This window comes from Salinimonas iocasae, assembly GCF_006228385.1.
GTDB lineage: Bacteria > Pseudomonadota > Gammaproteobacteria > Enterobacterales > Alteromonadaceae > Alteromonas > Alteromonas iocasae.
In genome coordinates, this window is record NZ_CP039853.1 from 130,565 (window position 1) to 155,671 (window position 25,107).

Here is a 25,107-nt window from a genome sequence, read left to right on the forward strand (position 1 = left end):
TAAAATGGTGACTATCAATGAGTCTTATCCAAACATTGGGTATCTATTAAATCGTCTGGCTGATATTGCCGGCACTAAGTCAATGGCCGTCAATGGAGAAAGTCGATTCCGTAAGGAAGAAGACTTTGCCTCCCGAAAGACTTCAGATCCGGCGGTAATTGGTAAGTCAATTCGTCACTTATTTTATGAGCCAATCTCCAAAGTGGTCACAGATAGTTTTGCCCGTTTTTTCTGTGACAGTATTTCGTTAGGCTTAAGCAACTACAAAGAAATCATGAAACGCGTACCAATGGAAGGGGTAGAGCAAGGCAAGGTGGTCTATATGCTAAATAAGCACCTGGTTGTCGAAACACTTGCCAGTATTATTTGCGAGGTTGGTACTAGGCAAATGCAGACACGCAATGTGCCAGATTTTTATTGCGCAAGAAACCCAGTTAAAGCGGTAATCGAATTTTACAACAATAATCATACGTTGCCTGAGCATGATTTAAAGCGGTACTTTAAAGATACGGACAGAACAGTCAGAAAATGGTGCAGTGGTGAGGAGCTTCCGAATATAGGTAATTTGACCTTGCTGGGTCAGTGGGCATCACTATCCCATCCTGGTGCATCCAATGATGATAGGGAGACTTTATTCTTCGCAAGATTTATCGATTCATTCCACAGAAAAACCAATTATGAGTTTCTAGACCGCTTAAGAGAAGCCGTTATTTGGAGATTGACACATAACGGGCATCCTCAGTTTGACTTTGGAAAGATATTCTATGACTTTTATATCAATGAAATTAGTTCTGCTAACCTATACCCTCTCTCTGTTGAAGGTAATGAGTTACATCAACTGTTAAAACGCTCCATAACCAAGCCACAGGGCAGCCTTGCCGATTACTCAGCACGGTTATTGGCCTTAAAAAAGTCTATCGAAAAGCACAATTTAAGTGATGAGCTACGTTATCAAGAAGAATGGTTACAGGGGCGAATTCTAATACTAAGTGGTCGAATTAATGCCGCGCTTGAACAATATGTGAAGGCTGTTGAATCATCTCTCTATAAATCGGGTAGTAACATCCGTGAATTATTTAAAGAAGCCTTAGCCGTAGCTGCAATCCAGCACAAGCCTCATAAGCCAACAATGAAAAAAATAAAAAGCAGAGCAATAGAATTTTATCCCAAAATTATTGAGCCTCAGCTTCGCGGGGTGCCAGTGCAAATCACCAAAGAGGATATAGATGAGTGGCGGTTTTGGTTTGTAATGCATTTCCCACAATGTGGTTGGTTTGAAGAGGGGAGAGAGGCACTTATGGTACATTTGCAACAGGTCGGGTGGGCAGAATTATCAAACAAGGGGGGGCCGCGCCGATCGGGTTTATATTCGGGGTGACTCACTTAAATAAGTGTCGCATCACCACTTGTGAATTGTGAGGCATCCACCATATTTTCCGGAGCTGAATATGCTCAAGTTAGAAAATGCGCCAAGTAAAATGGGGAAGCATCCGGCAAGGATAGGGGAAATAGCCCGCCTAAGAAGTAAACACTTCGCTTAAGTTAAGAAAAGAATACTTGCTATCACAGTGCGTATTCTTTTCTTCATTTATTAACTAGGGTATGAAGAGGGCTATTCGCAGTAGGCTGGCGTGCTCGCACTCTGTGCATAGCTAGGCAACACTGTCTTAATCACCTCGCTACGAACCGCACACATGCGTTCTTCTAAGTTTGAGAGATTTGCATCGAGTAATAAGACTTTTTCGTCGGCGCTTAGCTGGGTGCCCGGGAAGAGTCTATAAGCGTGCTTAGCTGCAGATGCATAATAACTTAACGCATTGTCTAGTGCGGCGTCCTGGGCCGACGATAAAGTGCTATTTAAATCTACTTTGAACAGCCCATCTTCTGACACGACCACTGTGTAAAGTGGAACCTGCGTGCTTTGGCCATCTCTGAATAACATTAATGTTGTCTTGATATAGTAAGTGCCATTACTCTGCTCAGACTTACCCAGTATAGCTCTGTCTTGCTTACTGTAACCAGGTATCAGTGTTTCGCTCAGGCTATCCCCGCTTAAATATCTGGCTGCGCCTGTGTCAGTTTCATTAAGCGCAGTAATCCAAAAGTCATTGGCCACGGCAGTCGGCTCATTGGGCGTATAAAGCAGGTCGCCACGCTCAATAATAGCATCACCAAAAACGAACCATGCTGTTCCCAACGCCACAGACACAATCACAAGCCCATACATCACGAATTTATTCATAATACCCTGAATGTTCATTATCAACTTTTAGTGAAACGAATACTAAGGTCTCTGCATTAGCACAGGTACGAAAAACCCGATTTATCAAACTTATTCTGTGGCGGCTCAGCATCACGATTCGATAGGCTTACTTTGTGTATTGCCAACAAAGCTTTTAAGCCAAGTTTAGAGTCAGGCGGCAATGGGACAAGTTAATGAAATAAATATAAAAGGTCGTGATATGAACAGAAAAATGATACTCATTGCAATGTTAGGTTTATCAGGTGCTGCACATGCAGGTTCGCAATTGTTGTCTGCAGACATTGATGAAATTGCGTATGTGTCTGAATTACCCAGTACCGGCAAAGAAACAACTTTGAAGTCTGGTACTGAGTATTATCAGCGCGAAGATGGGACATGTTTTCAGGTAAGTTATAGCATCGACAGTATCAAACAAGTGACCAGGGCCCCGGGTACGGTGGAATTACCTAACACCTCGGCTTTGTCGAAAGACATTGAATGTAGCGCAGCTTTTAATTAACGGTCACCACAATGAGTTCAGATAGCATTCAAAGCCTTCCGCCCTTGATTGTCATGCACCTTTTCTCGGGGTAATGCTGTGGAAGCTAATGAAAGAGAAGCGGATCGATTCGCTGAATACATTAAGATTTGCCCTCATCTTGCTATCTGCCGCTTTGATTATGCTAGCGGGATTCTCACCGGTGGCTGAAAAGGCGCAAATGGCAATAATTTTGTTAGCCGGCACAGTGCTTGGCTACGCCTTTGGTAAACCAGAATGTGAAGGAAAGTCAAATGGATGAAAAAAACAAACAGCACCAACTGCTTTGCCAGCAGGCAAGCTTGGTTCTTCGAAACAACGGCCTTTCAGACGAACAGGTTCAAAGAATCTCAAAAGACCTGGCTGATGTGATGCTCACATCATGGGATCTGAAGTTGAGCAATATGGAATTTGCAGGCACGTGGTTCAAAGAGCCGGGCACCCAATGAGAAAGCTTTTATTATTTGCGTCGTCGTCGCTAATTATTGGTTGCTCGTCTTCCTCTGTTGGCGATGGTAACACAGTGGCCAGTAATTCTGATGAACCCGGGCAAGCAGAGGCGGAGTATATTGTGAATGGCTGTGCCAGGTACGCGAAAGAAAAAGCTGATAACGGTCAGGGCACCGAAGAGGCTAACTTTAATATTTGTATTGATTATGCGATGCAAGTTATTGAAGACGTACGGCAAGGAAAGTTATAAGGCAAAATGGATAATTTTAATAGTGGTGGGGCCGCAATCGTTTTGGGGGTCGCCTTCATTTCAGCGTCAATAGCCACGCTTTATCTCTATGCTAGCGCCCCTTTCTGGTTTGTGTTGCTTTGTGGGTGTGGTGGAACTTTTCTGATCACCTATTCAATCTTCCTGCGGTATTTTGTGGTCAAAAGACTTATAAACATGGGACATGACCCACAAAAAACCAAACACGCATACAAATTCCGGTTCGGGCCGATTCAGCTATAAAATGAGGTGCTTATGGATAGATTAAAAAGAGATAGTCTGCCACTTGAAGATGTAAAGGCGAGGCTGCACGGTGTTGTTAGCAATGAATACGTGTGGCCTGAAGAGCCTGCTGGCTGGTGGCTTGAATTTATTGCCTATCCGGATGGTGGGGTCATCATGGATTTATTGCATCCGGTATCTGCTAATTGGTGGTCTGATGATAATGATTTTCTTCCTCAGCCATTTTGCACAGATGGACGTGAAATTAATGCATCAATTTTGGCAAAAGCCGTCGTGCCATTCATGGGAACTTTCGGCGTGGCCGAAGTAGGCCAGAAACAATCCGAACATCATCTTTCAGTTGTAGCCAAGAGTTGATAGTCATATACCAACCATCGCTAATGAGTTTAAGCTGAATTATGCATAGTTTTGTATGACACCTTTCATTATCACTCTCAACCAAATCTGACCATCTTCTCAGGCAGAAAGCTGCAGATAGCATTTATTTCTTTGAGCGGCAGCTGTGTACGTATAGCAGCCGTTGGTCTATTACAACTTTGATGGCAGTTAGGAGCGAGTTGCAGTTATTTAAAAATAGCTGTTTGACAGGCGATGCATCGGACACAGCGGTTGTCCCCTTTACCTAATTTACAGGTATGAAAAAGTTGGTAGATATCTTATGCATTAGTGTCGATTCTCACAATTATACTGGGTGGTGACCATCAATGAAGTAAAAAGTGGTTTCATAGTGGCTACACCGCCTATTTCTTAGATACTATAAATGCATCAGCAAACATCCCGACATTCTTCGCTGGTTAGCTCAATTTCAATAGTGGTATGAGATAACTCAAACTTTTGCAGCGCATTGGATACACTTTCTTTTAGTTCGAGGTATTCAACTTTCGACTCAAATTGACTAACGACGTGAACTGTCGCGACATGATGCTCACCATCTAATGACCAGATATGCAGGTGATGCAGATCGATAACAGCATCAAGTTCAAGCAATTTATCAGTCACGTTTTGTAAAAGACTGTTGTCTGGTGAAGCCTGAAAAAACAGCTTCACGGTGCTGACGAGGTTTCGGATAACATTGAACAGAATGAAAAGGGTAAATCCGATAGAAAGGACAGGATCCAGAACGGGCCAGTCTTTGAACTGCATAACAATAGCGACAATGAGTACCGCTACCCAACCAAAAACGTCTTCCAGCAAGTGCCAGTTCAGAACTTTTTCATTCAGCGATTTACCACCGTGTAATTTATAAGCGGCGAATCCATTGACCAATACGCCAAGAATAGCCAGTACAATCATGCCTTCTGTTTCTGGCATCTCCGGGTTACTCAGGCGTGGCACAGCTTCATAAAGGATCCAGGCGGAACCAACGATTAAAACAATGCCGTTTATCAGCGCCCCAAGTAAACTCAGCCGGCGATATCCATAGGTAAACTCTTTCGTCGCGCTTTTAGTGCCGAGTTTATTCAGAAGCCACGCACTGCCAATTGACAATGTGTCACCTAAGTCATGCACGGCATCCGCCATAATAGCGGTACTGTTTGTTAACCATCCTCCAATGAACTCAATGATAGTGAAGCCAAAGTTAAGGAAAAAAGCCCAGCCAATTTTTTCTGAGCTATGGGAATGTGAGTGCGCCATACCTACTCCTGTAGTGCCCTGGTTTTATCCAGGGCATTGTTGTTTTACTGTTTATCCGCTTTCCTGTGCACCAATTGGTATAAACTTGGGAGCACGAACAGTGTTAGTAAAGTTGATGAGATAATGCCGCCGATGACTACCGTCGCGAGTGGCCTTTGAACCTCAGCACCAGTGCCTGTGTTCAGTGCCATGGGCACAAAGCCAAGACTTGCTACCAGGGCAGTCATCAAAACGGGTCGCAGTCTGACTATTGCCCCCTCAATGACAGCGGTGTACAGATCGCCTTTCTCAAACCACAGCTGCCTGATAAACGCGAGCATGACTAAACCATTTAATACGGCCACGCCTGACAATGCGATAAACCCTACACCGGCAGAAATAGACAGCGGCATACCCCGTACCCACAGCGCAAGTACACCCCCAGTTAGTGCCAGCGGCACACCGGTGAAGATGATTAAGGCATCCTTTACTGAACCAAATGCAAGAATAAGAATTCCGACGATGAGAGCCAACGTCACCGGTACAACCCAGGATAATCTTTTGCTGGCCGATTCCAACTGCTCGAACGTTCCGCCATATTCCAGCCAGTAGCCATCCTCAAGTTCCAGTTCAGTCTGCAATGTAGCCTGCAACTCTGCGACAAAACTACCTAGATCACGCCCGCGAACGTTGGTTGTAACGACCACACGGCGTTTACCATTCTCGCGACTGATCTGTGCTGGCGCGGGTTTGACTTCTAATGTGGCGACTTCCTGTAGAGGTACATATCCATCGGGTGTGGGGACTGGCAGTACCTTTAGCTTTTGAACGTCGTGCCGTAATGGCTCCGGAAGGCGAATTACCAGTTTAAAGCGCCGGTCACCTTCATAGATCAAGCCTGCTTGCTGACCACCAATACTGGTCGAAACCAGAGATTGGATGTCGTCGATATTCAGGCCATAGCGCGCCATCACTTGCCGTTTGGGAGTGACAGATAGCATAGGTAGACCCGCTACCTGTTCAACTCGGGTATCTGCTGCGCCAGGTAAGCCTGTCGTCAGTGATGCAACCGAATTTGCTGATGCCAGCAATGTGTCCAGGTCATCACCAAACACTTTGATCGCGACGTCGGCTCTGACACCGGAAATTAACTCGTTAAAGCGCATCTGGATAGGCTGCGTAAACTCGTAGTTATTGCCAGGTAGCGCAGTGACTGCTTTCTCAAGCTCCTTAATGAGTTGTGATTTGGGCTTATCCGGAGTGGGCCACTCAGAGCGGGGCTTGAGCATGACAAATGTGTCGGCGACATTAGGTGGCATAGGGTCGGTGGCCACCTCTGGCGTCCCTACTTTGGCATACACCTTGTCAACTTCTTCGAAGTCGACAATGGTTTTTTCGAGCAGTTCCTGCATTTCAACAGACTGCTTTAATCCCGTACCTGTAATTCGCAGTGCATGCAACGCGATATCCCCCTCGTCAAGCTGTGGGATGAACTCTGAACCTAAAGTAGAGGCGAGCCATGAGCAAACCAAAACGAGACCCAGCGCGCCTGCCAGAATAAGCGATTTGAACTTAAGCACCCACTCAAGCGCAGGTCGATAAATGGCTTTCGCCCCGCGGATTAGGGTGCTCTCTTTTTCGCTGATCTTTCCGCGCATAAACACGGCGATCGCAGCAGGCACAACTGTGAGCGACAATACCATCGCACAAAGTAGTGCGATTACTACCGTTGTTGCCATGGGGTGAAACATTTTTCCCTCCACGCCAGAAAGGGTAAATATAGGTAAGTACACAGCTGTGATGATACCCACGCCAAACAAGCTGGGGCGAATAACTTCTATAGTGGCGTCTTTAACCTCCTGTAAGCGTGCTTTAAGCGCCAGTAAGCCACCTTGTTGTTTTTGCGCTTCTGAGAGCCTGCGAATACAGTTCTCCACGATGATGACAGCGCCGTCCACAATCAAACCAAAGTCCAGCGCACCGAGACTCATCAGGTTGGCAGAGACGCCCCGCTGAACCATGCCGGTAATAGTCATCATCATCGCGATTGGGATCACAGCCGCCGTAATGAGGGCGGCACGGATGTTTCCTAATAGTAAAAACAGGATAACGATAACCAGCAGTGCGCCTTCCAGAAGGTTTTTTTGTACTGTCTGGATGGCTTTGTCTACTAGCGTAGTGCGGTTATATACCACCTCTGCCTTAACCCATTCAGGCAATGATGTTTGTATTTGCTGAAATTTATCATTGGTGAGCGCTGCAACTTCACGCGAGTTTTCCCCTACCAGCATCATCACTGTGCCCATTACGGTTTCTTTCCCGTTTCGGGTTGCCGCACCTGTGCGCAGCTCTTTGCCCAGTCCCACTTTGGCCACATCTTTGACTAAAACAGGCACGGAACCTTTACGTCCGACAACAACATTCCTGATATCCTCAATTGATTTTAACTGGCCCGGTGAGCGGACTAACAATTGTTCGCCATTGTTCTCTATATACCCGGCTCCAGCATTGTCATTGTTGCTTACTAACGCCTTGCGGATATCTGCCATAGTCACACCCATTTCCAGCATTTTCGCTGGATGTGGCATCACGTGATACTGCTTGTCGTACCCCCCTATGGTATTCACTTCCACCACGCCCTTAACCTGAGCCAGTTGTGGTTTGATTATCCAGTCCTGAGCTTCACGAAGTGCCATAGGCGTAACGGGCGAGCCGTCCGGCATCTTGGCGCCGTCTTTCGCCTCCAGCGTGTAAACGAAGATTTCACCCAGGCCTGTTGCAATCGGTCCCATCTCAGGTTCAAGCCCCGGCGGCAGAACGCTTTTCAGTGTTGCTAGACGCTCATCGATAAGGTTTCGCGCAAAGTAAATGTCAGTTCCTTCTTCAAATACCACTGTGATTTGAGAAAGTCCGTAACGTGAAATAGAGCGCGTATAGGACAAATTGGGCAGACCATATAACGCCGTTTCAACCGGAAAGGTGATCCGCTGCTCAGCTTCAAGTGGCGAATAACCAGGTGCTTCCGTGTTTATCTGAACCTGAACATTAGTAATATCCGGCACCGCATCTATCGGTAGCCGCTGATAACTCCAAATGCCGATGCCTATGATGACAAGCACCAGAGTTAATAGCAGGTAACGCCGCTCGACTGAGAGGCGAACAATATTATCTATCATTTGTCTCTCCCTATCAGTGCGCATGCGATGCGCCGGATTTTTGTATATCCGCTTTGATTAAGTAGCTATTGTCGACAACATAAGTTTGTCCGGCGGATAGCCCTGCGACGACTTCGGAAAAGTTGTCGTCCTGCAATCCTAAGGTTACAGGTGTTGCCTGATAAGCATTGCCTTCATTCAGGAACACAACCGGCTTATTGTTCAGGGTTTGAATGGCCCGATTCTCTATTTTTACCGGCACCGATTTTTGTTGTGAGTCGACAATGCCTGTGACTAAATCGCCGGGAGAGAGTAGGCCGTCCTTGTTCACCACTTTTACCAGTGCTAGCTGGTAGGGTTGCCCTTCGTGAGAAGGAACAATGCTGGTAATCGTGCTCTCGAGTTGACGACCATTTGCGATAATGTGAACTGATTTACCCTCAGCAACCTGACCACGCTGAGCTGGAAACACCTTTAATTCCGCCCAAAGCACTGAGGTATCAACAATCGTAAAAAGCGGTGTTGTGCTGGTAAGCTCTCCGATATTCAGGTTGCGCGATACGACAACGCCATTGATTGGCGCTTTTACATCGTAAGACTGGAGGCTGTCATTTGACTGCACCTGCGCTATTGCCTCTCCGGCTTTCACAGTCTGGCCAATATCAGTAAAGAGCTGCTCAACAATTCCCGTAAACCGGGCGTGAACCTCGGCACGCTGTTGTGGCGGTATAGTCAACTGACCATAAACCTCGGTGTGCTTTTTTATTTCACCGCCCGTAGCAACGTTTGTGGTTACGCCAGCCTGACTGGAATACGCATCATCTATCTCAGTTCGGGCTTCGTGCTTCTCCCAATCCCACGAAAAGCTATTTTCTCCCAGTGAGAGTGCAATATTCGCGAGAAATGAGTGCGGCTCAGCGATAAAACTTGTGGACCTGAGCCCATTTTCATAGCTTTCAAAATGGATGATGTCCTGACGTCCTCCCATACGATTGAGCGTGACGTTAAGCGCGTCAGGTGGCAGCGGCTGGGAGCGATCAGCCCTTTCGGCCAGTAAATATGCTCCCTCTTTCGTATCCTGAATGCGTAATGTCAACGATACGCTGCTATTGGTAAATGTTTTCGATTCAGCCGCGTGGGATTGTTTACCACTTGCTGCGGCATTGGCATCCGTCAGACACAGTAGTAGTGAGATAATAACTAATAGTCTATTCATGGTTATTCCGGAATTCTTGAGTAGGAGAAGCCTGACCGGATACTCCGGTCCACTGTTCAACGAGTGACTGGTTCACTAACGCGCTTTCGCTTAATTCGATGACCTTTGCACGTGCGCGTATCAACGCATCTCTGGATGCAATCCAGTCCTGGTAGCTGTATGCCCCTCGCTGGTAACCTTCGAGCACGAGCGTAGTAGCTGTTTCAAGGTCGGGCAAAACGACGTCGTTGATATGCTTTACAGCATCAATGGAGAAGTTTAGGTATTGCTGCGCTTTGAACAGCAATGCTTTTATCTCCAGTATCTGACTGTCTCTGGCAATTACCGCGGCTTCTTTCTTCGCCAGTGCAGCCCGAGTAGCGCCCTGGTTTCTTTGTTCAGCGAAAAGCGGCATGGATACAGCCGCAACAACAGACGTATCCTGAACTGCCTGAGAGCGCCGCACACCAATGCGCCATGAAATATCAGCACTGGCATTACTTTCTACCAGCTTTTGTTCAGCTTCTTTCACACTGATAGCTTGGGTGAGTCGTTCCACATTTGCTGATTCAAGAAACTGTTGATAAACAGCGGAATACTGCCGTTTTGCGGGAAGGGTACTGAGTGAACCCGATACTTTATCGATTGCCTCAGCATCTCCCTGCCAAAATAGTGCAAGTGACTGCTTGGCAATAGCCAGAGACGTTTCAGCGGATGCTTTGTCGACTTTGGCTTGATTAAGTGCGGCTCTGGCGCGTAGAAATTCAGCTTTATTGGTTGCGCCTTTCTCAACGCGCTGTTTAACGATAGATAAGGCCTCATCAGCGAGAGAAACAGACGTTTCCGCTAATGTCAGCCGCTCTTTAGCTGCGAGTGTTTTTACATAGTGCCGGGTCAGTTCGCTTAACAGTTTGAGCGAAGCAACATAGCGCTCTGACTGTAACAGGGATAAATTGGCGTCAACTAAGGATACCCTTGCATCGAGCTTTCCTCCCATCTCGAAAACAGAGGAGAGTGAGACCGTCAGCTCAGCATCACTAATGCCTGATGCATCTCCTGAACCGAGCAGGTTTTCTGCTTCAACGCCAACCTGATAAGCCGGAGTGAGATTAGCCAGCGTTCTATCTGCCTCTGTAGCAGTGAGCAGCGACTGATATCGCTGTAAATCCGGGTGTTGCTGCAACGTCAGACGTGCCGCTTGTTCGAGCGTTATTGTTTTGCTCATTGCAGTGGTTGATATGAATAGCAACACACTATTCACGACCACAGTGAACATACGCTTGCGCGCATGCGAAAAAAAAGAGTTCATATTGTAAATCCTGGTCAGTAACTAAATAGGTAAAAAATGACTAGGATTTAGGCTCTGGGAGGACGGTCAATACCGGGTTGTAAGTGAGAGGGAGGGAAAGGACGGTACGCAGCAAGTGCCATCTCGCCAAATTTACCTAAATGGCTATCAGTATTTTTAAATAATACGATATGGGTAAAATGTCCGTGACAAGAGCAGCAGTGGTCACAGTTGTCTGCGCCAGCGTCGTCTGCAGAATTGGTATCTGGGAGACATACACTGGAGTCCTGAACACATAATTCGTGGTGTGATTCTGTAGCGTTTTCGAAGAAGCTATCAAAAGCAAAAGCATCTGAGGCAAACAAAAACAACTGTGCAAACAGCATCAGGGCGGTAATAACCACCTTGTTATAAGTCCTGTTGTTTTGATGCAATTTCATTTGAAACCTTATTTGCTTAACGGCGATAGACTAGCCTTCTTGATGTCATGAGTCAAGGTTGGTCTATTTTTAAAGAGTGGATATCTCTCAAACTAGCTAACTTATGACGTTGTGTGAATCTTACTGTATATCTACTTTGTTCAAAGGAGACCATCGCCTTAGCAGTAATGACAGATCTAATTAATCTAAACAGCCCGAGAGTTTCATACCTAATCAGCCCACGAACAGAGTATATCGTTAAAAACAGCGATCTAAGGATTAACATATCACACTCGTAATGATACTTTTTAGCCTGTATTGAAAGTCTTGCATGCCAACCGAGGACGCTGGTGACATCAAAAATAAAAATTTTGTTTATGCTAAAGCAGACGTGGGGTTATGTTCAGCTCTTTTTTGAAAGTCACCAAAAAAGATATATATTCTTCGTCGGTTTTGGTTACTGAAACTTCTGCATCTACGGCTTCACACAGTGCGCTTACTATAGAAAGGCCTAGCCCAAAGTTATCTTCAGATGTTCTAGAAGCATCTTTTTGCCAAAGCGGTTCAAACATATGCTTTAGATCGTCCTCATTAACCTCTGCCCCCACCTTATTTGTCACTCTGAGGTAAACATTACTAGAACAATTTACACCACAGCTCACAAGTATTTCTGTATCAGTTTTTCCGTGTTCGATAGCGTTATCTATCAGATTACTTATTATCGATTCTACTGCAACGCGATTGCTCTTGACGCTTAATTGAAAATTGGAGCTAACCTCTACCTTAACATTTCTTGCTTCTTTGATCTCAATAAGTTGAGTTACTAATTTTTGGATATCTATCTCATCAGTAAGCTCAAGGCTCTTAAAACTATACTTTTGAATTAACATAAGGCCAGAAATAATATTTTTCATTCTTGTACCTATTTGCAACACACGTGGCTTAAAATCCTTTTCTAATCTTATTTCTCCTGGAAACTTAATCGCTACTTCGGTCATATTTATCAATTCAGAGACTGGTGTTTTTAGCTCGTGAGCGATGTCCGAAGTCAATCTCTTCTCACGCAGGTAAAGCGAATAATTATCTTCAATAAAGTGATTCAAGCTTTGGGTGATTGGTTCCAACTCCTCAACATCATTCTGAAAAGCCTCATGTTTTTTTCGAGTTGTAAATCGTAGTCCTTTTATCTTGGCGTTTAAGGTATCTAAGGGTGCCAGAGCATATGACACAGTGTTGCGCACGGCAAATCGAACAACTAATGGCACGATAATTAGGGCTAAAAGAAAAGCACCATCAATAAACCACAATGTAAAATTTAACAGTTCTGTAGATGTTGCGTACGCGATAACCATTGACGGGCGTGTATCGTTACCCATGACGCGATAAAATTCAGCTCTGTCTTCTGAATCAATCTGAGGTATATATCGAGTGTAAATTACCCGACCATTACGGCCATCGGGCAGAGTAATATCCTGGAAAGAATATTCTTCCAGGCCAATGCTGCTGAAAGGCAATTCATTGATGGTGTAAAGCGCCAGAGTATCTGATTTTTCAAACGTTGAGTCTTTGTACCAAAGTTGAAAATACTCGGGGGAAGATGTCCCTTCAAACTCAGGCAAATACTCTCCTGCAAATTCGAACTCCACACCCTCGATATCTTCATTTACCAAGCTCTGAAGCATACCAACCTTTGCCTTCATAGCCTGGTTAAATTCTTTTTCGACCCAAGAATCAACGCCAATATCTGCTGCAAGCAAAACGGCGATGACTAGCAGTGAAATAATGATAGAAAGTCTTCGTGTTAATGTTTTACGTATTGATTTCATTAGCTTCTACAACTGTGTAGCCAAAACCACGTTTACTTTTAATGGGTAGAGACGTCCCGCTTTCCCTTACTTTTTTCCTTGCTGAAGAAAGGTGAGCTTCAATAGCATTTTTTGAGACATGGTCATAACTTCCAGAAATAAATTCACTCAGCATTTCTGATGTAACTATCTTGTGTCTATTGAGGAAAATACATTCAACAATTTTGTATTCATTTGGGGTCAGGTTGATATCGCTATTATTGTATGAAAGCGTTTTGAACTGGATGTTGAGTGTCAAACCGTTGATGGTAACTTGGTCATTGAGACAATGTGCCGCTCCTCTCCTCATCAGGCTAAGTAGCCGAGCAGTCAATTCGTCAAACGAGAACGGCTTAGAAAGGTAGTCGTCTGCTCCTGCCAATAGCCCCGCTACTTTGTCTTCTGACTCAGATCGCGCAGATAAGATGATAACCTTTGTTTCTAAATGTCTTTTTCGTAACGTTTCAAGAATAGTCATGCCGTCCAGCTCTGGCAACATCATATCAAGGATGATTATTTCGTAGCTACCAAGCAACGCCATACTCAATCCCTCAGAGCCAGTGCCAGCAGTATCGACTGAGTAGCCCAATTTTTCTAAGCCTAAGCTCAAACTGTTCCTTAGTGATAAGGAGTCTTCTATCAGAAGTATTCTCATAATTTGAACGTCAATTTTAAAGTTATTTGAGTATACCTTCTCAACCTTAGGATTTGCTGAAGAAGCTATAAAACAGGTGCTTATAGTTAACCTACGTACACGTGGTTCTATTAGTATAAATCGATTGGTTTCCTTCAGTAGCTCTTAAGTTTATCTCGATATTATGTTCATATTAATAACTATCCTGTGACTAACGATGAAGGCTTATTTTATATCAGCCCTGCTACTTAGTGGATGCTCAGTAACCTCTACAGAAATTTCTGCCCCCAATGGTAACAGTGACAAAGCTGTGATTTTTGACATCGATGGAACATTGACCCCCTGTAACGCCTGCATTTTTTCTGAAAGAGAAAATGCGTCTGAACTTGTTCAAGCATACGCTGATAACGGCTTCAAGATTATCTATCTGACTGCGCGAAATGTATACTTCCAGTTCAACATTCCACTTTTTTTATCCCGTTACCATTTCCCAGATGGAGATATTCAGGTAGCGAATTCGATGGCTGAGCGAAAAAACTTTAAAACGTTTAAACTAAATATTCTAAAGCGTTATACGGAGTCTGGCTGGACACTTTTGCTGCTTATGGCGATTCAAGCACTGACTTTGCGGCTTATTTGGCCGCAGGCGTTCCTCAGAACAAAATATTTGCAATAACAAGACAAGGTGATTGTAAGTGCAAGCCAGGGCCGTGGCGAAAGTGCTACGATAGCTGGTCGAAACACACTCCTATAGCGTTCCCTCCTTAACCAGCCTCTTTTTTCCTGAGCGATTAGGACATTATTACCTCAATTAAAAGACTCTTCATAAGCGTATCTTAAGTTTCGTTTGTTAGAGTTTTACTGTCGAAAATAAAATTTGCTTGATATTGAGGCTTTGACAGAGGGCTACGTGCGAATTTCAGTTGTAATACCAGCGAAAAACGAAGAAGAAAATTTAAAACCCTTAATTGAGGAAATTTATAGAGCGTTGATAGATGTAGTAAACTTCGAAGTCATCTATGTCGATGATGGTAGTACGGATAAGACATTTGAGAACTTGCTTTATCTGAAAGCGAGTGGCTTTGACAGAGTTAACGTACTACGGCATAAGCATTCGGTGGGACAAAGTACAGCTATTTGGACAGGGGTGAGCCATGCTGATGGAGAACTTGTAGTTACACTTGATGCGGATGGGCAGAATGATCCCTCTGATATACCAAACCTCCTGACTATGGCCTCTCAATTTCCGTTAGGGAGTCACTTTTGCATTGCTGGTCATCGTAAAAACAGAAAGGATACAGCTTGGAAAAGATTTCAGTCAAAACTAGCAAATTCTGTAAGAAGTAAATTTCTTAATGATGATACACCTGACACCGGATGTGGGTTAAAGGTCTTTCCAAAACAAACATTCCTCGATTTACCCTATTTTGATCATATGCATCGTTTTCTGCCAGCACTGATCCGACGACAAGGTGGGATCATTAAAGTTGTTGAAGTGAATCACAGAGACAGGCAATTCGGAAAATCAAAATATAATATGTTAGGGCGGCTTGGGGTCGGACTAATTGATATGGCAGGAGTTTATTGGCTTCAGAAACGTAATAAACTTAATGATGTCATCTTAGAAAATGAAGAGAGTATCTAATTGAATTCCAGTCTCCTTCGTTTCTTCATTCTGGTACTTACCATTCTGTTTTTTAGTCATTTGATTTCGCTCTCTCCCTCATTTGACGCATTTAATCAGGAGTGGATAGACAAGCATACCCGTGATAATGGAGTGACAGGGATAGCCAAATTTTTAGCCGTCTCAGTATTTTTACTTTCTATCGGACTTCCACGCCAGTTAGTCGCATTTATGGGGGGGTATGCCTTTGGATTTGCTGAAGGTGTCATCTATTCAACATTAGCAGCTACGCTCAGCTGTGCAACAGTTATGGCAGTGTCCCGGTATTTCGCTAGACCGATTATTATTCAACACTTTGAAATGCGGGTGCGCAAGTTAGACCACTTTCTACTTCGTTCTCCCTTTCTTAAGTCCGTTATCATTAGACTGTTGCCAGTAGGGAATAATCTACTCACAAACATTTTTGCTGGCGTTTCAAAGATTCCACGACGCTCTTTTATTCTTGGGTCTACTATTGGCTACATCCCTCAAATGGCGGTTTTTGCATTGATGGGTAAGGGGGTATTAGTCAACTCTGAACTTAAAATAATCATAAGCGCCCTATTATTTGGGATTTCCAGCTTGCTAAGCGCATATCTTTTTAAGGTTTATCGTCGTCAACATAATGACGATAAAACTCTTCGTTCACTCACAAAAAGCAGCAAATGTAGCAATGAATCAGACGAGCTTAGCCATTAAACATAAGAACAAGCATCCCAATTATACTTTCTGGCTTTTTGTACTGGCTAGCGTGTTGATATTTATCGGGCTTGGGTTAAGAGATCCCTGGCCTGCTGACGAACCTCGTTTTGCACAAGTTGCAAAAGAAATGGTTGAAACAGGTCAGTGGTTCTTTCCAGCCAGAGCGGAAGAGTTTTATCCTGATAAACCACCTGTGTTTATGTGGTCTATCGCTTTTTTCTTTGCGCTATTCGGGTCAATTAAGATTGCCTTTCTGCTCCCATCTGCTTTATGCAGCCTACTCACACTTTTTTTGGTGTATGACATCTCAAAACGACTGTGGAGTACAAAAGAAGCGCTGATCGCAACGTCACTTCTTTTATTGAGTTTTCAATTTTTGCTTCAAGCCAAGTCTGCACAGATAGACGCAATGGTCTGCTGCTGGATAACAATCGGATGCTATGGTCTTCTGCGCTTTTTCTTAGTTGAAAGGCGATGGCGTTGGTATTACCTCGCCTTTTTCTTCATGGGAATTGGTGTCATCACAAAAGGGGTCGGATTTTTACCAGTCCTGATGCTGATACCATACTTGATACATCAACGCGTTTGGCCTCAGCGGGACATAACTAAGAACCAAACTAAAAACTCCGTATTACCGTGGTTAATGGGTGCAGTGGTGATGTTACTGGCTATATCACTATGGTTTGTACCTATGTTGATATTGGTTGAAAATAGCCACGATCCATCACTTGCTCTATATAGAGATAACATTCTTTTCAGGCAAACGGTCACTCGATATGCTGATTCCTGGCATCACATAAAGCCATTCTGGTATTACCTCGTTGAGGTTATTCCATTATTCTGGCTGCCAATTAGCATCGCTCTTCCATGGCTCATCCCATTTTGGTATCGCGCAATTAAAAAAGGTGATGCCCGCATACTCTTACCGTTGGGTTGGATTGTACTTGTCCTACTTTTCTTCAGCGTAAGTCCTGGCAAACGGGGAGTGTACATATTACCCGCATTGCCGATGCTGGCACTGATCTCTGCGCCTTACTTTGATTCAGTTGTTAATAAAAAAGTATTTTCCTGGCTTATGTGGGCTGTTGTATTTTTACTATCAGTAGGCTTATTGGGGTTTGGTTTTTCCGGCATAGTAGAAGCATCATTCGCCCTAAAATTAGAAGAAAAGTTCGGGCTTTCTCCGTGGATGTTTTTTTTAGTAACGGGGGTACTGACGTGTCTGGTTACGGTGATTACTTATAGAGGGAAGCACTGGAAAGCCTGGCCTTATTTCTTGTGTACTCTTTGGGGCATGTACGCTACATGGGGTTACACTTTACTTGAAGATGTAAAAACCCCTAAAAGCGTATTTGGAAATATTGAAAAAGAAATTGGCAGACATGATGCAACTATTGCACTTGTTGATTTTTCTGAACAGTTTATTCTCTTCTCGCCTTATCCCATCGTCCACTTTGGCTATCATACCCCTACTGATGAGCAATTATCTGCCGCCTACCAGTGGCTGGAGAAGACTGACAAGGGAAGATATATCCTCGTAGATGAAAAACACGTGCGCAACGATTGTTTTAAAAAAGCAATGGCAACGTCTGTAGGATATGCACATCGCGTCCACTGGGTTCTATTATCGAACGAGGCATTAACCGAAAAGTGTCCGCTTACGAGAACGAAGACTGAGATCTTTAGTTATATCCCAGACAGGCCCGTTACGTGAGAAATACATATTTTTATAAAATTAAAAAATAATGCGAAAATTTAGATTCCACAGTTTTCCTTAAGTGTTATCTAAGTTTTTACAGGTAACTTGTGTGCTAAGAAGTACACGAGAGCCTTATTGTGAAATTCCCAATAACACTAAAATTTAATCCTACATCAGCTCAGTTCATTTTACTTTCTTCACTATTTATCTCAGCAATATTCAACGCACCATTTCTTTCTGCTGTTTATGAAGTTGTAGCCCCTGTAACATTGAATGAGTGGGTGTTTTTTCTTTCTGTACCGCTCTTGCTAACCTTTTTTAATGTTATTTTTCTAAGTCTTTTTGGTGCCCTATTTTTGCCGCGCACCACAGTTGCAATTGCTTTCGTTGTAAGTTCTCTACTACTTTACGGCACCTTGGCCTATGGTGTCATTTTCGATAAGAGCATGATACAGAATGTAATGGAAACAAATTCTGGTGAAGCCTTTTCCTATCTAAATTCAACACTTTTTTTATTCTTCTCTATATTGGGATTAATCCCTGTATTTGCGATTTCTAATCTGGAATTAAATGGGAAGCTCAAGGCTCGAATCAAGCAGCTTCTAGTGCTGAACTTATTTGCTTTATTGGGTATTGCAATTATAGCCACGTTCCTTTTTAAGAGCTATGCAGCTGTCGGCAGAAATAACAAAGACCTAACGAAGTATATTATTCCCTACGCCTTTTATGATTCAGGGTACAAGTACCTTCGGGACACTTACTTCTATCCGCCTTTACCCTACAAAGTATTAGACAAGCGTCCCTACATAAAAGGGAATGCTGGTATACATCCGTCTACTACAGTGTTTGTGGTTGGCGAAACGGCCAGAGCTGACAAGTTTTCAAGCAACGGCTATTCGAGGCGTACTACGCCTAATATCCAGAACGCAGGTGCAATCAGTTTTAGCAAGGTGACATCTTGCGGTACTGCTACCGCAGTCTCCGTGCCATGTATGTTCTCAAGACTCTCACGAGAAAATTATGATTCGCGTACTGCAGACAGTCAGGACAATGTTTTAGACATCATTCATCGTGCAGGTGTTGACGTCACCTGGATTGACAATAACAGTAGCTGTAAAGGCGTATGCAAGAGGGTAGAGACTATAGACTTCAACCCGTCAAGAGATCCCAAGTTGTGCGATGGAGATTATTGTTATGATGAGGTACTTGTTGACCTTTTAAGAGAAACTCTTTCAAGGCCATCTAAAGAACATAGAGTGATAGTCTTACACATGATTGGCTCACACGGGCCTACCTATTACCGGAGATACCCTGAGAAATTTGCTAAATTCGTGCCTGATTGTCCTAGAAGTGATATTCAAAATTGTGAAGAGGCAGAGCTGACAAATACGTACGATAACACTATTGCATACACAGACTACGTGCTAGGCCAGATTATTGAACAGCTTGCCACTATTCCTAATTCGTCGATGCTTTATTTATCGGATCATGGTGAGTCATTGGGAGAGAATGGGCTTTATTTGCACGGCTTCCCCTATAATTTAGCGCCTGTTGAGCAAACTCATGTACCAATGGTTTATTGGGCCTCCAAGTTTAGCCAACCTCAATATAGTGATTGTGTAAATTCGTTATCCAGTCATCCTTATTCGCAGGACAACCTTTTTGACACATTACTAGGTCTTACTAATGTGCAAAGCAGCACCTACCAACCCACTCAGGATATTTTACGAAAATGCGAGTCATAGACGAAACCACATCAGAAATGCATTTCGACCCTAAAGCCAAACCAAAGGGCATTTTGCGTATTGTATTAGCAATGAAAAACTCTGTAAGAGCTATATCATGGCTTGTTAAAAACGAGTCAGCGTTCCGGCAAGAACTTATCTTACTTATCTTAGCAGGGGGAGTGCTTGCTCTTTGGTCTATACCTTATATGGAAAAGGCGATTTTACTTTCCTCCATACTCTTCGTCCTGTTCGCTGAAATTGTCAATACTGCAATTGAAGTCACTATTGACCGTATAGGAAAAGAGATTCACCCACTGTCAGGCTTAGCAAAAGATTTGGGCTCAGCGAGTGTTTTCGTGGCTATCGCAATTTCATCATTGTTGTGGTTAAGTACATTGTGTAGGTATTTTTAATTTGAGCCTTTCGACTCACCGATGAAGTAGCGATCAGACATGAGTCCAACTTTGCAGTGCATTAATACGGTTAATAAAATAGAAAGCCTATAATTTACGAACTATTTTACGAGAAGTTAAAGCCTGATTTTTCTAAGAAACTGACCACTCTTATCTTTGAATGTCGAAGTCCTCTATTAGCTAAGAGGACACCACCGCCTACACGATGGTGTCAGAAATAGATTGAGCTAACCGACCTGAGATAGTATGAGACTCTTTTACTCAGTATTATACTTTAATACTGAGTATGAAACTTTGTTACCCTCCCACAGTTATCGCCCCTCAGTGGGAAGTTGACAGTCCGCTTTTTGTCTGAAGCAGTCTGCCACGGCGATTCTAAAAGTGTCAGCTTCTCGCTTTTGGCAGACTTTTATACTTCCAACCGTAATGCTCTGGCTTAGCGAGGTTGAAGCAATTGGTTGACCTGCAATGCCCCCTCACGATAAACCATTTCATAATGCTTAGCTTGAACGACTCTCTTGACAGTTTTGGGGCTGAACAGCCCGAAACATTGCCCCCCTTCCAATCTTACTGAAGGGTATCGTAACCCCTCAATACCGGATTGTCGCAATTCTCGCCCCAGCTGCTGTGACTGAGAATAATCGTCAGGCGCCAATAGACCCTTAGTTTCATCATTCGCTTCGATGCACTTATATTTTTCAGTGATAAAGTCGCAACAAAGTTCACGAAATACAAACCTATCGTAAGCCAGGTCTTCAACCTTGCCCCAATATGTTTGCTGGTGGTGTGCCACTTCAGCAAGGGCTGTTTCTGAATTATCGGCAATGTACATAACACCGAAGTCACCAGTAGAGAAACGCGAGCCATTCGGATTTACGTGTGTAAATGAGGCTACCGCATAGGGAAGGCCATCAATACCAAAAGGGATTTGGTTGCGGGGCAGAAGGTTCAGGTTTCCAATCTCATTTTGCAGGCGCGGGTTTGTCAGCCTCTGGATTTCATACACCGCGTCCAGTTCTTCTGCATCAGCCACATCATCAAATAGTGGGATAGGAGGGAACTTTGAATTAACCAATCGGTAGCCCGTTACCGGGTGAAACGCTAAATCACTTAGAGACGCTACCGTTACCATTGAGCGCCTCTAAGTCCGTCGACACGCTTGAAGACCTCATAGAGGGTGGCCATAGAGCCCTGCACCATTAAATCGAAAGGAGTGGCACCGTTGAAAAAGGGGTTGTGGTTTCGTTTCCTGACAAACCCATACACGTTTTCTGGATTATCAAAGACCGTGCGCAGGGCGGCATGCATATTAAGGATATAACTCACCCGGTCCAGCTGGTCGCGTGAAAGACTAACGGTACCCTTGCGCTTCGCCCGATTAATACTGGCTGTTGATACACCAAGAATTGTTGCCATTTGCTCTGTAGTGGCTTTCCACTTGGTCAAAATGTTCACCGCTACATGCAATGACTTCGAGGCAGCATTAGAACTTGCTAATTCAGTCACGGCTTGCATGTGTATCTCCAGATAGTAAATATAAAAAGTGGTATCTATAATCCATAATAATATCTGTAGATTCAAAATACAAATAATATTGTCTGTAGACTTAATCAGGTTAATGTCGAACTTTTCGGATTTATCAACGTTATTGTCGTGCTCCTATAAGGGCACATCATGTAGCCTTTACCTCACATAATTACCCAAATCCTACTTTCTAAAGGCATTACGCAGCCTATGAATCTGCCATGCTGCCAGGATAAACCTGCTTTTATGGTCCTCAAGGATTAATGATGAAAAACTATATTGCTGCCGCGTTTCTTTGCGGTATATCGGTACCAGCGCACGCTAATGGGGATGACAGTCAGCGGTTACAGTGTTTAGTAAACAATGAAATGCTCAGCGTAGGGGAGTCTCGCTGGATAGCCGACCCCACACTAAAGGAGATGGGAGCAGGGAGGGATTGGGCTGGCTTCAGAGTTGTCTGCAGACAAACCGTCAAAGTCATTCCATCGACCGGGAAAGCCGGCTCTGTCATTAAAAAAGGCGAACCAGTACTGATGATGACTGAGTTTAGCGAAGACTACTTTCAGCATGTGGTCAATCCTGAACAGAACGAGAAGTAGTGGGAGTGAAAATTTGAAGGGCTCTTCTGACTCTAATGATATGAAATCAGCGTTATTGAGTTTAATTTCTTTGATGGCCGCTGTTTATTGTCATGAGAATGATATAACCCTTTATGCCAGGGGAAATGACTTAGGTTATAGCCCGGACTTTTTTAAAGGTGAAAGCGAAGATTGGGCAAGGAAGTACTTAGTTAGAATCGCTTTTGAGGCGCTGACCGTTAAGGCTTCTGAGTATCTATGCAGATGGGTTAAAGAAGTTTTTGACTGCGCTGTAATAGTCGGATGGGCTGAGTACAGCCTGAAAAGAAAATATGCTCAACTGCATCGATAAGTTCATTTAAGCGTATCAGCCAGCGATCCCGATTTATCGAACATAAATGCTAGAGACTCGCATCGCATTGAAAGTACCCTGACACCTTTGTTTTTTAAGGGACTTTGAAATGTTAAAGAAATCCATCGTAGTTATCGCACTTTCGCTTAATCTTGCTGCCTGTGGTGGGGGGGATCCGATTGCCGGAAAGGTTGAAGGTAACGGCCAACAGGTTGCGCTAATCTCTGCTAATGGTGCCGTCTATAAAATAGATAACAGCAAGTTTGAGAACTGGAAGGCCACTATCAGCAAAGATGAGCAATTACCGGATTCAAAAGCGGGGCTGCTTGCATTGCGAGACAAATACGCAAGTGTTGAGTTGGTGCAACAGCAGTTTTCAGATAGTGACTTCTTAAGCAAGCCAGAGCTGGACTTTGAGAACTACGTCAAAGATATTGATGAAACCGGTGGCAAGTTTGTGGCCGAGATAAATGAGACTATCCAGAAAAGCCAGCAGTACCTGGATTCTGTTGCTACTCAAAAAGGCAGGAGTGACGAGGCGAAAGCAGAGCTTGATAAAAAGAAGCAAGCGCTAAGTAGCCAGCTTCAAGCATTGGACGAAGCTTTCAGCCAAAGCCGGGCCAAGGCAGCTACCTACTTTATTAAGTATGATAAAAAGGAGTTTCGAGTTTCTAACGAACTTGTCAAAGAAGCCAGTCGTGAAACTCGTTATGGTAACAAGTCTGATGATAAGCCAATTGAAGACTGTCGAGAGTTTGTGACCTCGTCAACCTGGCTTTTTCGTGATGAAGCCAAAACGAATGTATACGGCGAGCAATATGAACACGAGGGGCGCCATTACTGCCCATATTTTCAAATGCCCGGATATACACCAGATGAAAAGGCGAAGCTGAAAGCTAAGCTGCCGCAAGCCGCCATTGATGAGTTACGTAATGCATCCGGGGCATATATTCGCCAATTGAAATCCAGTCCTCAAATCAAAAAAGACCTGGCCCGTGTAGACCGTGATAACCCTCAGCTGGTGGAACAGGTTAATTCTTTCGGCTGGCGTGAAAGACAGCGCTACAATCGTGCAGAAAATAATATCCGCTATGCAGAAGATGAAAAGAAGCGCCTTCTCGCGATGCCGGCTAAATTAATTGAAGCTGATTCGCTGAAATTACTTAGTGAGGAGCTTGAAAAAGCCAAACCAATCTATGAGCTTGGCATGTTCTACGATGCAATGGAAAAAGCCAGTGATATCCAACCGGATGGTACCTTTACGGTAAAAACTGACGCCAATTACTTGCTCGTGATTGATTTGATGGATAAGCCTAACCCTCGCTCAACACAGGTAGCGGTAATGCGAGTTAGTGACGATGATGAACAAATCGTTACTGTAACAACAGATGACTTCATCCGCTATTCAAGCGTTCCGCAACTTTCATTTCAATAATTAAACATTCTACGAAGGGGCAGATTTTCTCTTTGCCCTATCATCCAGCCTAAGCCGAGCGCTTTATTAAAGAAGGCTGAGAAGATGCGAAGATTCATTAAAATGCTGTCATCACGGTTATTTTCAAAAAGGGACAGTGATTTTCCTATAAGTAAAATAATGCAAACCGACAAAGGTTTAGTTGTTACTGATAAACTCACAGAAAAGGAAGCTAACGCATTGAGTGAGTTTTTGAACAGGGATATCTAAACACATTGGCATATTGGGTACGATAGGGTTGACAGGTAAAGGCCATGTAGAGGCGTATATATTTAAGCATTTTGTTTTAGCGCAGAATAGATTGTTGGCAACAATCTTAGAGCGATTCAGTGTTCTATCGTGGTAATTCTTGAGGTGGCAAATCAAATGGTATCACAATCCCTTAAGTGCGGAAGATTAATGAAAATTGACTAACTACAGCAATACCATAACAAGTTATTAAAAGCGGCTCTGTGTGATCTTTCTAATCGATTCTGATACTAACGCAGTGCGAGGGCTGCTTGTTGCTATTGCAATGCCGTAGAGGACGCATCAGGTCACATTAAAGGCGTTTGAACCTAAAATAAGAATCGTATGGAGGATGCAAGTTGAAACAATGGGAATACGTATCATTAGTTTTGTCATGGTCGAAGGGTCAAAAAAGAGTGACTGTGACACAGTATGGTGAGACTAAGCATATATCGCTTGATACGGGGAAGAATCGCTTCGGTAATAGCCATGTGGATAAATTCAATAAAATTATTGGCAAACTAGGAAGTGCGGGATGGGAGATTGTCTCCATATGTCCAATACAAGGAGTATCATATCACTCGTTTTTACTGAGTAACGACGGTAATTTTATTGCAGATCAACAAGCTCAAGAATTTTGGCTCAAACGAGAGCTAACTGATGAAAAAGCACAGCCGATTGAAAAAACGCTCATGTACATTTTCAAAGACCATAAAGTAAGCTCACCAGCTAAAGATGATGAGCAGTTTGAATATTACAACAGTTAATGTCGTATCGAAGGTCTGAAGCCCTAAGCAGGCTGGCCGTGTCTCAGACTGAGACAATATACTCAATCTATCTGTGATAGCAGGTTAATT

General features: G+C 43.8%; 26 protein-coding genes. 16 read left to right on the forward strand and 10 right to left on the reverse strand.

The genetic code is table 11. The features are described 5' to 3' along the window. The first annotated feature begins 4 nt into the window (after nucleotides 1-4). Nucleotides 5-1,378, forward strand: a complete 1,374-nt coding sequence (locus tag FBQ74_RS17895) for a hypothetical protein (RefSeq protein ID WP_139758107.1) — start codon at nucleotides 5-7, stop codon at nucleotides 1,376-1,378. Between the two features lie 234 nt (nucleotides 1,379-1,612). Here the strand turns inward: FBQ74_RS17895 and FBQ74_RS17900 are convergent, their stop codons facing one another. Continuing rightward, nucleotides 1,613-2,242, reverse strand: a complete 630-nt coding sequence (locus FBQ74_RS17900) for a hypothetical protein (protein WP_139758108.1) — start codon at nucleotides 2,240-2,242, stop codon at nucleotides 1,613-1,615. 220 nt (nucleotides 2,243-2,462) lie between these two features. Here FBQ74_RS17900 and FBQ74_RS17905 point away from each other — a divergent pair, with 220 nt between their 5' ends. The 5 genes from FBQ74_RS17905 to FBQ74_RS17925 all read left to right on the forward strand — a co-directional run bounded on the left by FBQ74_RS17905 (nucleotide 2,463) and on the right by FBQ74_RS17925 (nucleotide 4,098). Next, nucleotides 2,463-2,762 carry a hypothetical protein gene (locus FBQ74_RS17905; RefSeq protein ID WP_139758109.1) on the forward strand — a complete coding sequence of 100 codons (300 nt, stop codon included), beginning with the start codon at nucleotides 2,463-2,465 and terminating at the stop codon, nucleotides 2,760-2,762. 88 nt (nucleotides 2,763-2,850) lie between these two features. Further along, nucleotides 2,851-3,042: a hypothetical protein gene (locus FBQ74_RS17910; protein WP_139758110.1), complete on the forward strand. Its 192-nt coding sequence runs from the start codon at nucleotides 2,851-2,853 to the stop codon at nucleotides 3,040-3,042. Further along, a complete protein-coding gene (locus FBQ74_RS17915) occupies nucleotides 3,035-3,229 on the forward strand; it encodes a hypothetical protein (RefSeq protein WP_139758111.1) in 195 nt (64 codons plus the stop codon). The genes FBQ74_RS17910 and FBQ74_RS17915 overlap by 8 nt, the downstream gene beginning before the upstream one ends. Then, nucleotides 3,226-3,480, forward strand: a complete 255-nt coding sequence (locus tag FBQ74_RS17920) for a hypothetical protein (RefSeq protein ID WP_139758112.1) — start codon at nucleotides 3,226-3,228, stop codon at nucleotides 3,478-3,480. The genes FBQ74_RS17915 and FBQ74_RS17920 overlap by 4 nt, the downstream gene beginning before the upstream one ends. A gap of 273 nt (nucleotides 3,481-3,753) precedes the next feature. Next, nucleotides 3,754-4,098 (forward strand): hypothetical protein, encoded by a 345-nt coding sequence (locus FBQ74_RS17925; RefSeq protein WP_139758113.1) that lies wholly within the window; start codon nucleotides 3,754-3,756, stop codon nucleotides 4,096-4,098. Nucleotides 4,099-4,506: 408 nt separating this feature from the next. Here FBQ74_RS17925 and FBQ74_RS17930 read toward each other — a convergent pair whose 3' ends face one another. The 7 genes from FBQ74_RS17930 to FBQ74_RS17960 form a co-directional block, all read right to left on the reverse strand. Then, entirely contained in the window at nucleotides 4,507-5,376 is an 870-nt protein-coding gene (locus tag FBQ74_RS17930) for a cation diffusion facilitator family transporter (protein ID WP_139758114.1), read from the reverse strand. Nucleotides 5,377-5,420: 44 nt separating this feature from the next. Further along, complete coding sequence (locus FBQ74_RS17935; RefSeq protein WP_139758115.1) at nucleotides 5,421-8,531, reverse strand: efflux RND transporter permease subunit; 3,111 nt, start codon at nucleotides 8,529-8,531, stop codon at nucleotides 5,421-5,423. A gap of 13 nt (nucleotides 8,532-8,544) precedes the next feature. Next, nucleotides 8,545-9,726 (reverse strand): efflux RND transporter periplasmic adaptor subunit, encoded by a 1,182-nt coding sequence (locus FBQ74_RS17940; protein WP_139758116.1) that lies wholly within the window; start codon nucleotides 9,724-9,726, stop codon nucleotides 8,545-8,547. Next, entirely contained in the window at nucleotides 9,719-11,014 is a 1,296-nt protein-coding gene (locus FBQ74_RS17945) for a TolC family protein (RefSeq protein ID WP_139758117.1), read from the reverse strand. The genes FBQ74_RS17940 and FBQ74_RS17945 overlap by 8 nt, the downstream gene beginning before the upstream one ends. Nucleotides 11,015-11,061: 47 nt before the next feature. Next, entirely contained in the window at nucleotides 11,062-11,433 is a 372-nt protein-coding gene (locus FBQ74_RS17950) for a hypothetical protein (RefSeq protein ID WP_139758118.1), read from the reverse strand. Nucleotides 11,434-11,792: 359 nt separating this feature from the next. Next, nucleotides 11,793-13,238 carry a sensor histidine kinase gene (locus tag FBQ74_RS17955; RefSeq protein ID WP_139758119.1) on the reverse strand — a complete coding sequence of 482 codons (1,446 nt, stop codon included), beginning with the start codon at nucleotides 13,236-13,238 and terminating at the stop codon, nucleotides 11,793-11,795. After that, nucleotides 13,222-13,911, reverse strand: coding sequence for a response regulator transcription factor (locus FBQ74_RS17960; RefSeq protein ID WP_123325956.1), 690 nt, complete (start codon nucleotides 13,909-13,911; stop codon nucleotides 13,222-13,224). The genes FBQ74_RS17955 and FBQ74_RS17960 overlap by 17 nt, the downstream gene beginning before the upstream one ends. Before the next feature lie 196 nt (nucleotides 13,912-14,107). On the opposite strand from FBQ74_RS17960, the gene FBQ74_RS17965 reads away from it, so the two are divergent. The 6 genes from FBQ74_RS17965 to FBQ74_RS17990 all read left to right on the forward strand — a co-directional run bounded on the left by FBQ74_RS17965 (nucleotide 14,108) and on the right by FBQ74_RS17990 (nucleotide 20,094). Beyond that, nucleotides 14,108-14,566 (forward strand): LNS2 domain-containing protein, encoded by a 459-nt coding sequence (locus FBQ74_RS17965; protein WP_139758120.1) that lies wholly within the window; start codon nucleotides 14,108-14,110, stop codon nucleotides 14,564-14,566. A 234-nt stretch (nucleotides 14,567-14,800) separates the two neighbouring features. Continuing rightward, nucleotides 14,801-15,535, forward strand: a complete 735-nt coding sequence (locus FBQ74_RS17970) for a glycosyltransferase family 2 protein (protein ID WP_139758121.1) — start codon at nucleotides 14,801-14,803, stop codon at nucleotides 15,533-15,535. Then, nucleotides 15,536-16,252, forward strand: coding sequence for a TVP38/TMEM64 family protein (locus FBQ74_RS17975; RefSeq protein WP_139758122.1), 717 nt, complete (start codon nucleotides 15,536-15,538; stop codon nucleotides 16,250-16,252). It abuts the gene before it with no gap. Then, nucleotides 16,227-17,969 (forward strand): ArnT family glycosyltransferase, encoded by a 1,743-nt coding sequence (locus tag FBQ74_RS17980; protein WP_139758123.1) that lies wholly within the window; start codon nucleotides 16,227-16,229, stop codon nucleotides 17,967-17,969. Before FBQ74_RS17975 ends, FBQ74_RS17980 begins: the two co-directional genes overlap by 26 nt. A 122-nt stretch (nucleotides 17,970-18,091) precedes the next feature. Next, complete coding sequence (locus FBQ74_RS17985) at nucleotides 18,092-19,699, forward strand: phosphoethanolamine transferase (protein WP_139758124.1); 1,608 nt, start codon at nucleotides 18,092-18,094, stop codon at nucleotides 19,697-19,699. Next, nucleotides 19,687-20,094: a diacylglycerol kinase gene (locus tag FBQ74_RS17990; RefSeq protein ID WP_139758125.1), complete on the forward strand. Its 408-nt coding sequence runs from the start codon at nucleotides 19,687-19,689 to the stop codon at nucleotides 20,092-20,094. The genes FBQ74_RS17985 and FBQ74_RS17990 overlap by 13 nt, the downstream gene beginning before the upstream one ends. Before the next feature lie 436 nt (nucleotides 20,095-20,530). On the opposite strand, the gene FBQ74_RS17995 is transcribed toward FBQ74_RS17990, so the two are convergent. Continuing rightward, on the reverse strand, nucleotides 20,531-21,226 hold the full coding sequence (locus FBQ74_RS17995) for an RES family NAD+ phosphorylase (RefSeq protein WP_139758126.1): 696 nt from the start codon (nucleotides 21,224-21,226) through the stop codon (nucleotides 20,531-20,533). After that, nucleotides 21,220-21,609, reverse strand: a complete 390-nt coding sequence (locus FBQ74_RS18000; RefSeq protein ID WP_139758127.1) for an antitoxin Xre-like helix-turn-helix domain-containing protein — start codon at nucleotides 21,607-21,609, stop codon at nucleotides 21,220-21,222. Before FBQ74_RS18000 ends, FBQ74_RS17995 begins: the two co-directional genes overlap by 7 nt. Before the next feature lie 272 nt (nucleotides 21,610-21,881). Between FBQ74_RS18000 and FBQ74_RS18005 the strand changes: the two genes are divergently transcribed. From FBQ74_RS18005 to FBQ74_RS18020, 4 genes are all read left to right on the forward strand, one after another. Further along, nucleotides 21,882-22,217 carry a hypothetical protein gene (locus FBQ74_RS18005; RefSeq protein ID WP_232372047.1) on the forward strand — a complete coding sequence of 112 codons (336 nt, stop codon included), beginning with the start codon at nucleotides 21,882-21,884 and terminating at the stop codon, nucleotides 22,215-22,217. Between the two features lie 40 nt (nucleotides 22,218-22,257). Beyond that, nucleotides 22,258-22,548, forward strand: coding sequence for a hypothetical protein (locus FBQ74_RS18010; RefSeq protein ID WP_232372048.1), 291 nt, complete (start codon nucleotides 22,258-22,260; stop codon nucleotides 22,546-22,548). 109 nt (nucleotides 22,549-22,657) lie between these two features. Further along, nucleotides 22,658-23,983, forward strand: coding sequence for a hypothetical protein (locus FBQ74_RS18015; protein WP_139758129.1), 1,326 nt, complete (start codon nucleotides 22,658-22,660; stop codon nucleotides 23,981-23,983). Between the two features lie 626 nt (nucleotides 23,984-24,609). Next, nucleotides 24,610-25,017 carry a hypothetical protein gene (locus FBQ74_RS18020; RefSeq protein WP_139758130.1) on the forward strand — a complete coding sequence of 136 codons (408 nt, stop codon included), beginning with the start codon at nucleotides 24,610-24,612 and terminating at the stop codon, nucleotides 25,015-25,017. Nucleotides 25,018-25,107 lie beyond the last annotated feature (90 nt).

Bases quoted from the DNA above. Each gene is read 5' to 3' on its own strand.
- FBQ74_RS18005 (WP_232372047.1), top strand. From the start codon at position 21,882: ATGATGAAAAACTATATTGCTGCCGCGTTTCTTTGCGGTATATCGGTA.
- FBQ74_RS17940 (WP_139758116.1), bottom strand. From the start codon at position 9,726: ATGAATAGACTATTAGTTATTATCTCACTACTACTGTGTCTGACGGAT.
- FBQ74_RS17945 (WP_139758117.1), bottom strand. From the start codon at position 11,014: ATGAACTCTTTTTTTTCGCATGCGCGCAAGCGTATGTTCACTGTGGTC.
- FBQ74_RS17955 (WP_139758119.1), bottom strand. From the start codon at position 13,238: ATGAAATCAATACGTAAAACATTAACACGAAGACTTTCTATCATTATT.
- FBQ74_RS17995 (WP_139758126.1), bottom strand. From the start codon at position 21,226: ATGGTAACGGTAGCGTCTCTAAGTGATTTAGCGTTTCACCCGGTAACG.
- FBQ74_RS17915 (WP_139758111.1), top strand. From the start codon at position 3,035: ATGGATGAAAAAAACAAACAGCACCAACTGCTTTGCCAGCAGGCAAGC.
- FBQ74_RS17965 (WP_139758120.1), top strand. From the start codon at position 14,108: ATGAAGGCTTATTTTATATCAGCCCTGCTACTTAGTGGATGCTCAGTA.
- FBQ74_RS18015 (WP_139758129.1), top strand. From the start codon at position 22,658: ATGTTAAAGAAATCCATCGTAGTTATCGCACTTTCGCTTAATCTTGCT.
- FBQ74_RS17980 (WP_139758123.1), top strand. From the start codon at position 16,227: ATGAATCAGACGAGCTTAGCCATTAAACATAAGAACAAGCATCCCAAT.
- FBQ74_RS17900 (WP_139758108.1), bottom strand. From the start codon at position 2,242: ATGAATAAATTCGTGATGTATGGGCTTGTGATTGTGTCTGTGGCGTTG.
- FBQ74_RS17935 (WP_139758115.1), bottom strand. From the start codon at position 8,531: ATGATAGATAATATTGTTCGCCTCTCAGTCGAGCGGCGTTACCTGCTA.
- FBQ74_RS18010 (WP_232372048.1), top strand. From the start codon at position 22,258: ATGAAATCAGCGTTATTGAGTTTAATTTCTTTGATGGCCGCTGTTTAT.
- FBQ74_RS17950 (WP_139758118.1), bottom strand. From the start codon at position 11,433: ATGAAATTGCATCAAAACAACAGGACTTATAACAAGGTGGTTATTACC.
- FBQ74_RS17920 (WP_139758112.1), top strand. From the start codon at position 3,226: ATGAGAAAGCTTTTATTATTTGCGTCGTCGTCGCTAATTATTGGTTGC.
- FBQ74_RS17930 (WP_139758114.1), bottom strand. From the start codon at position 5,376: ATGGCGCACTCACATTCCCATAGCTCAGAAAAAATTGGCTGGGCTTTT.
- FBQ74_RS17905 (WP_139758109.1), top strand. From the start codon at position 2,463: ATGAACAGAAAAATGATACTCATTGCAATGTTAGGTTTATCAGGTGCT.
- FBQ74_RS18000 (WP_139758127.1), bottom strand. From the start codon at position 21,609: ATGCAAGCCGTGACTGAATTAGCAAGTTCTAATGCTGCCTCGAAGTCA.
- FBQ74_RS17960 (WP_123325956.1), bottom strand. From the start codon at position 13,911: ATGAGAATACTTCTGATAGAAGACTCCTTATCACTAAGGAACAGTTTG.
- FBQ74_RS17990 (WP_139758125.1), top strand. From the start codon at position 19,687: ATGCGAGTCATAGACGAAACCACATCAGAAATGCATTTCGACCCTAAA.
- FBQ74_RS17910 (WP_139758110.1), top strand. From the start codon at position 2,851: ATGAAAGAGAAGCGGATCGATTCGCTGAATACATTAAGATTTGCCCTC.
- FBQ74_RS17895 (WP_139758107.1), top strand. From the start codon at position 5: ATGGTGACTATCAATGAGTCTTATCCAAACATTGGGTATCTATTAAAT.
- FBQ74_RS17925 (WP_139758113.1), top strand. From the start codon at position 3,754: ATGGATAGATTAAAAAGAGATAGTCTGCCACTTGAAGATGTAAAGGCG.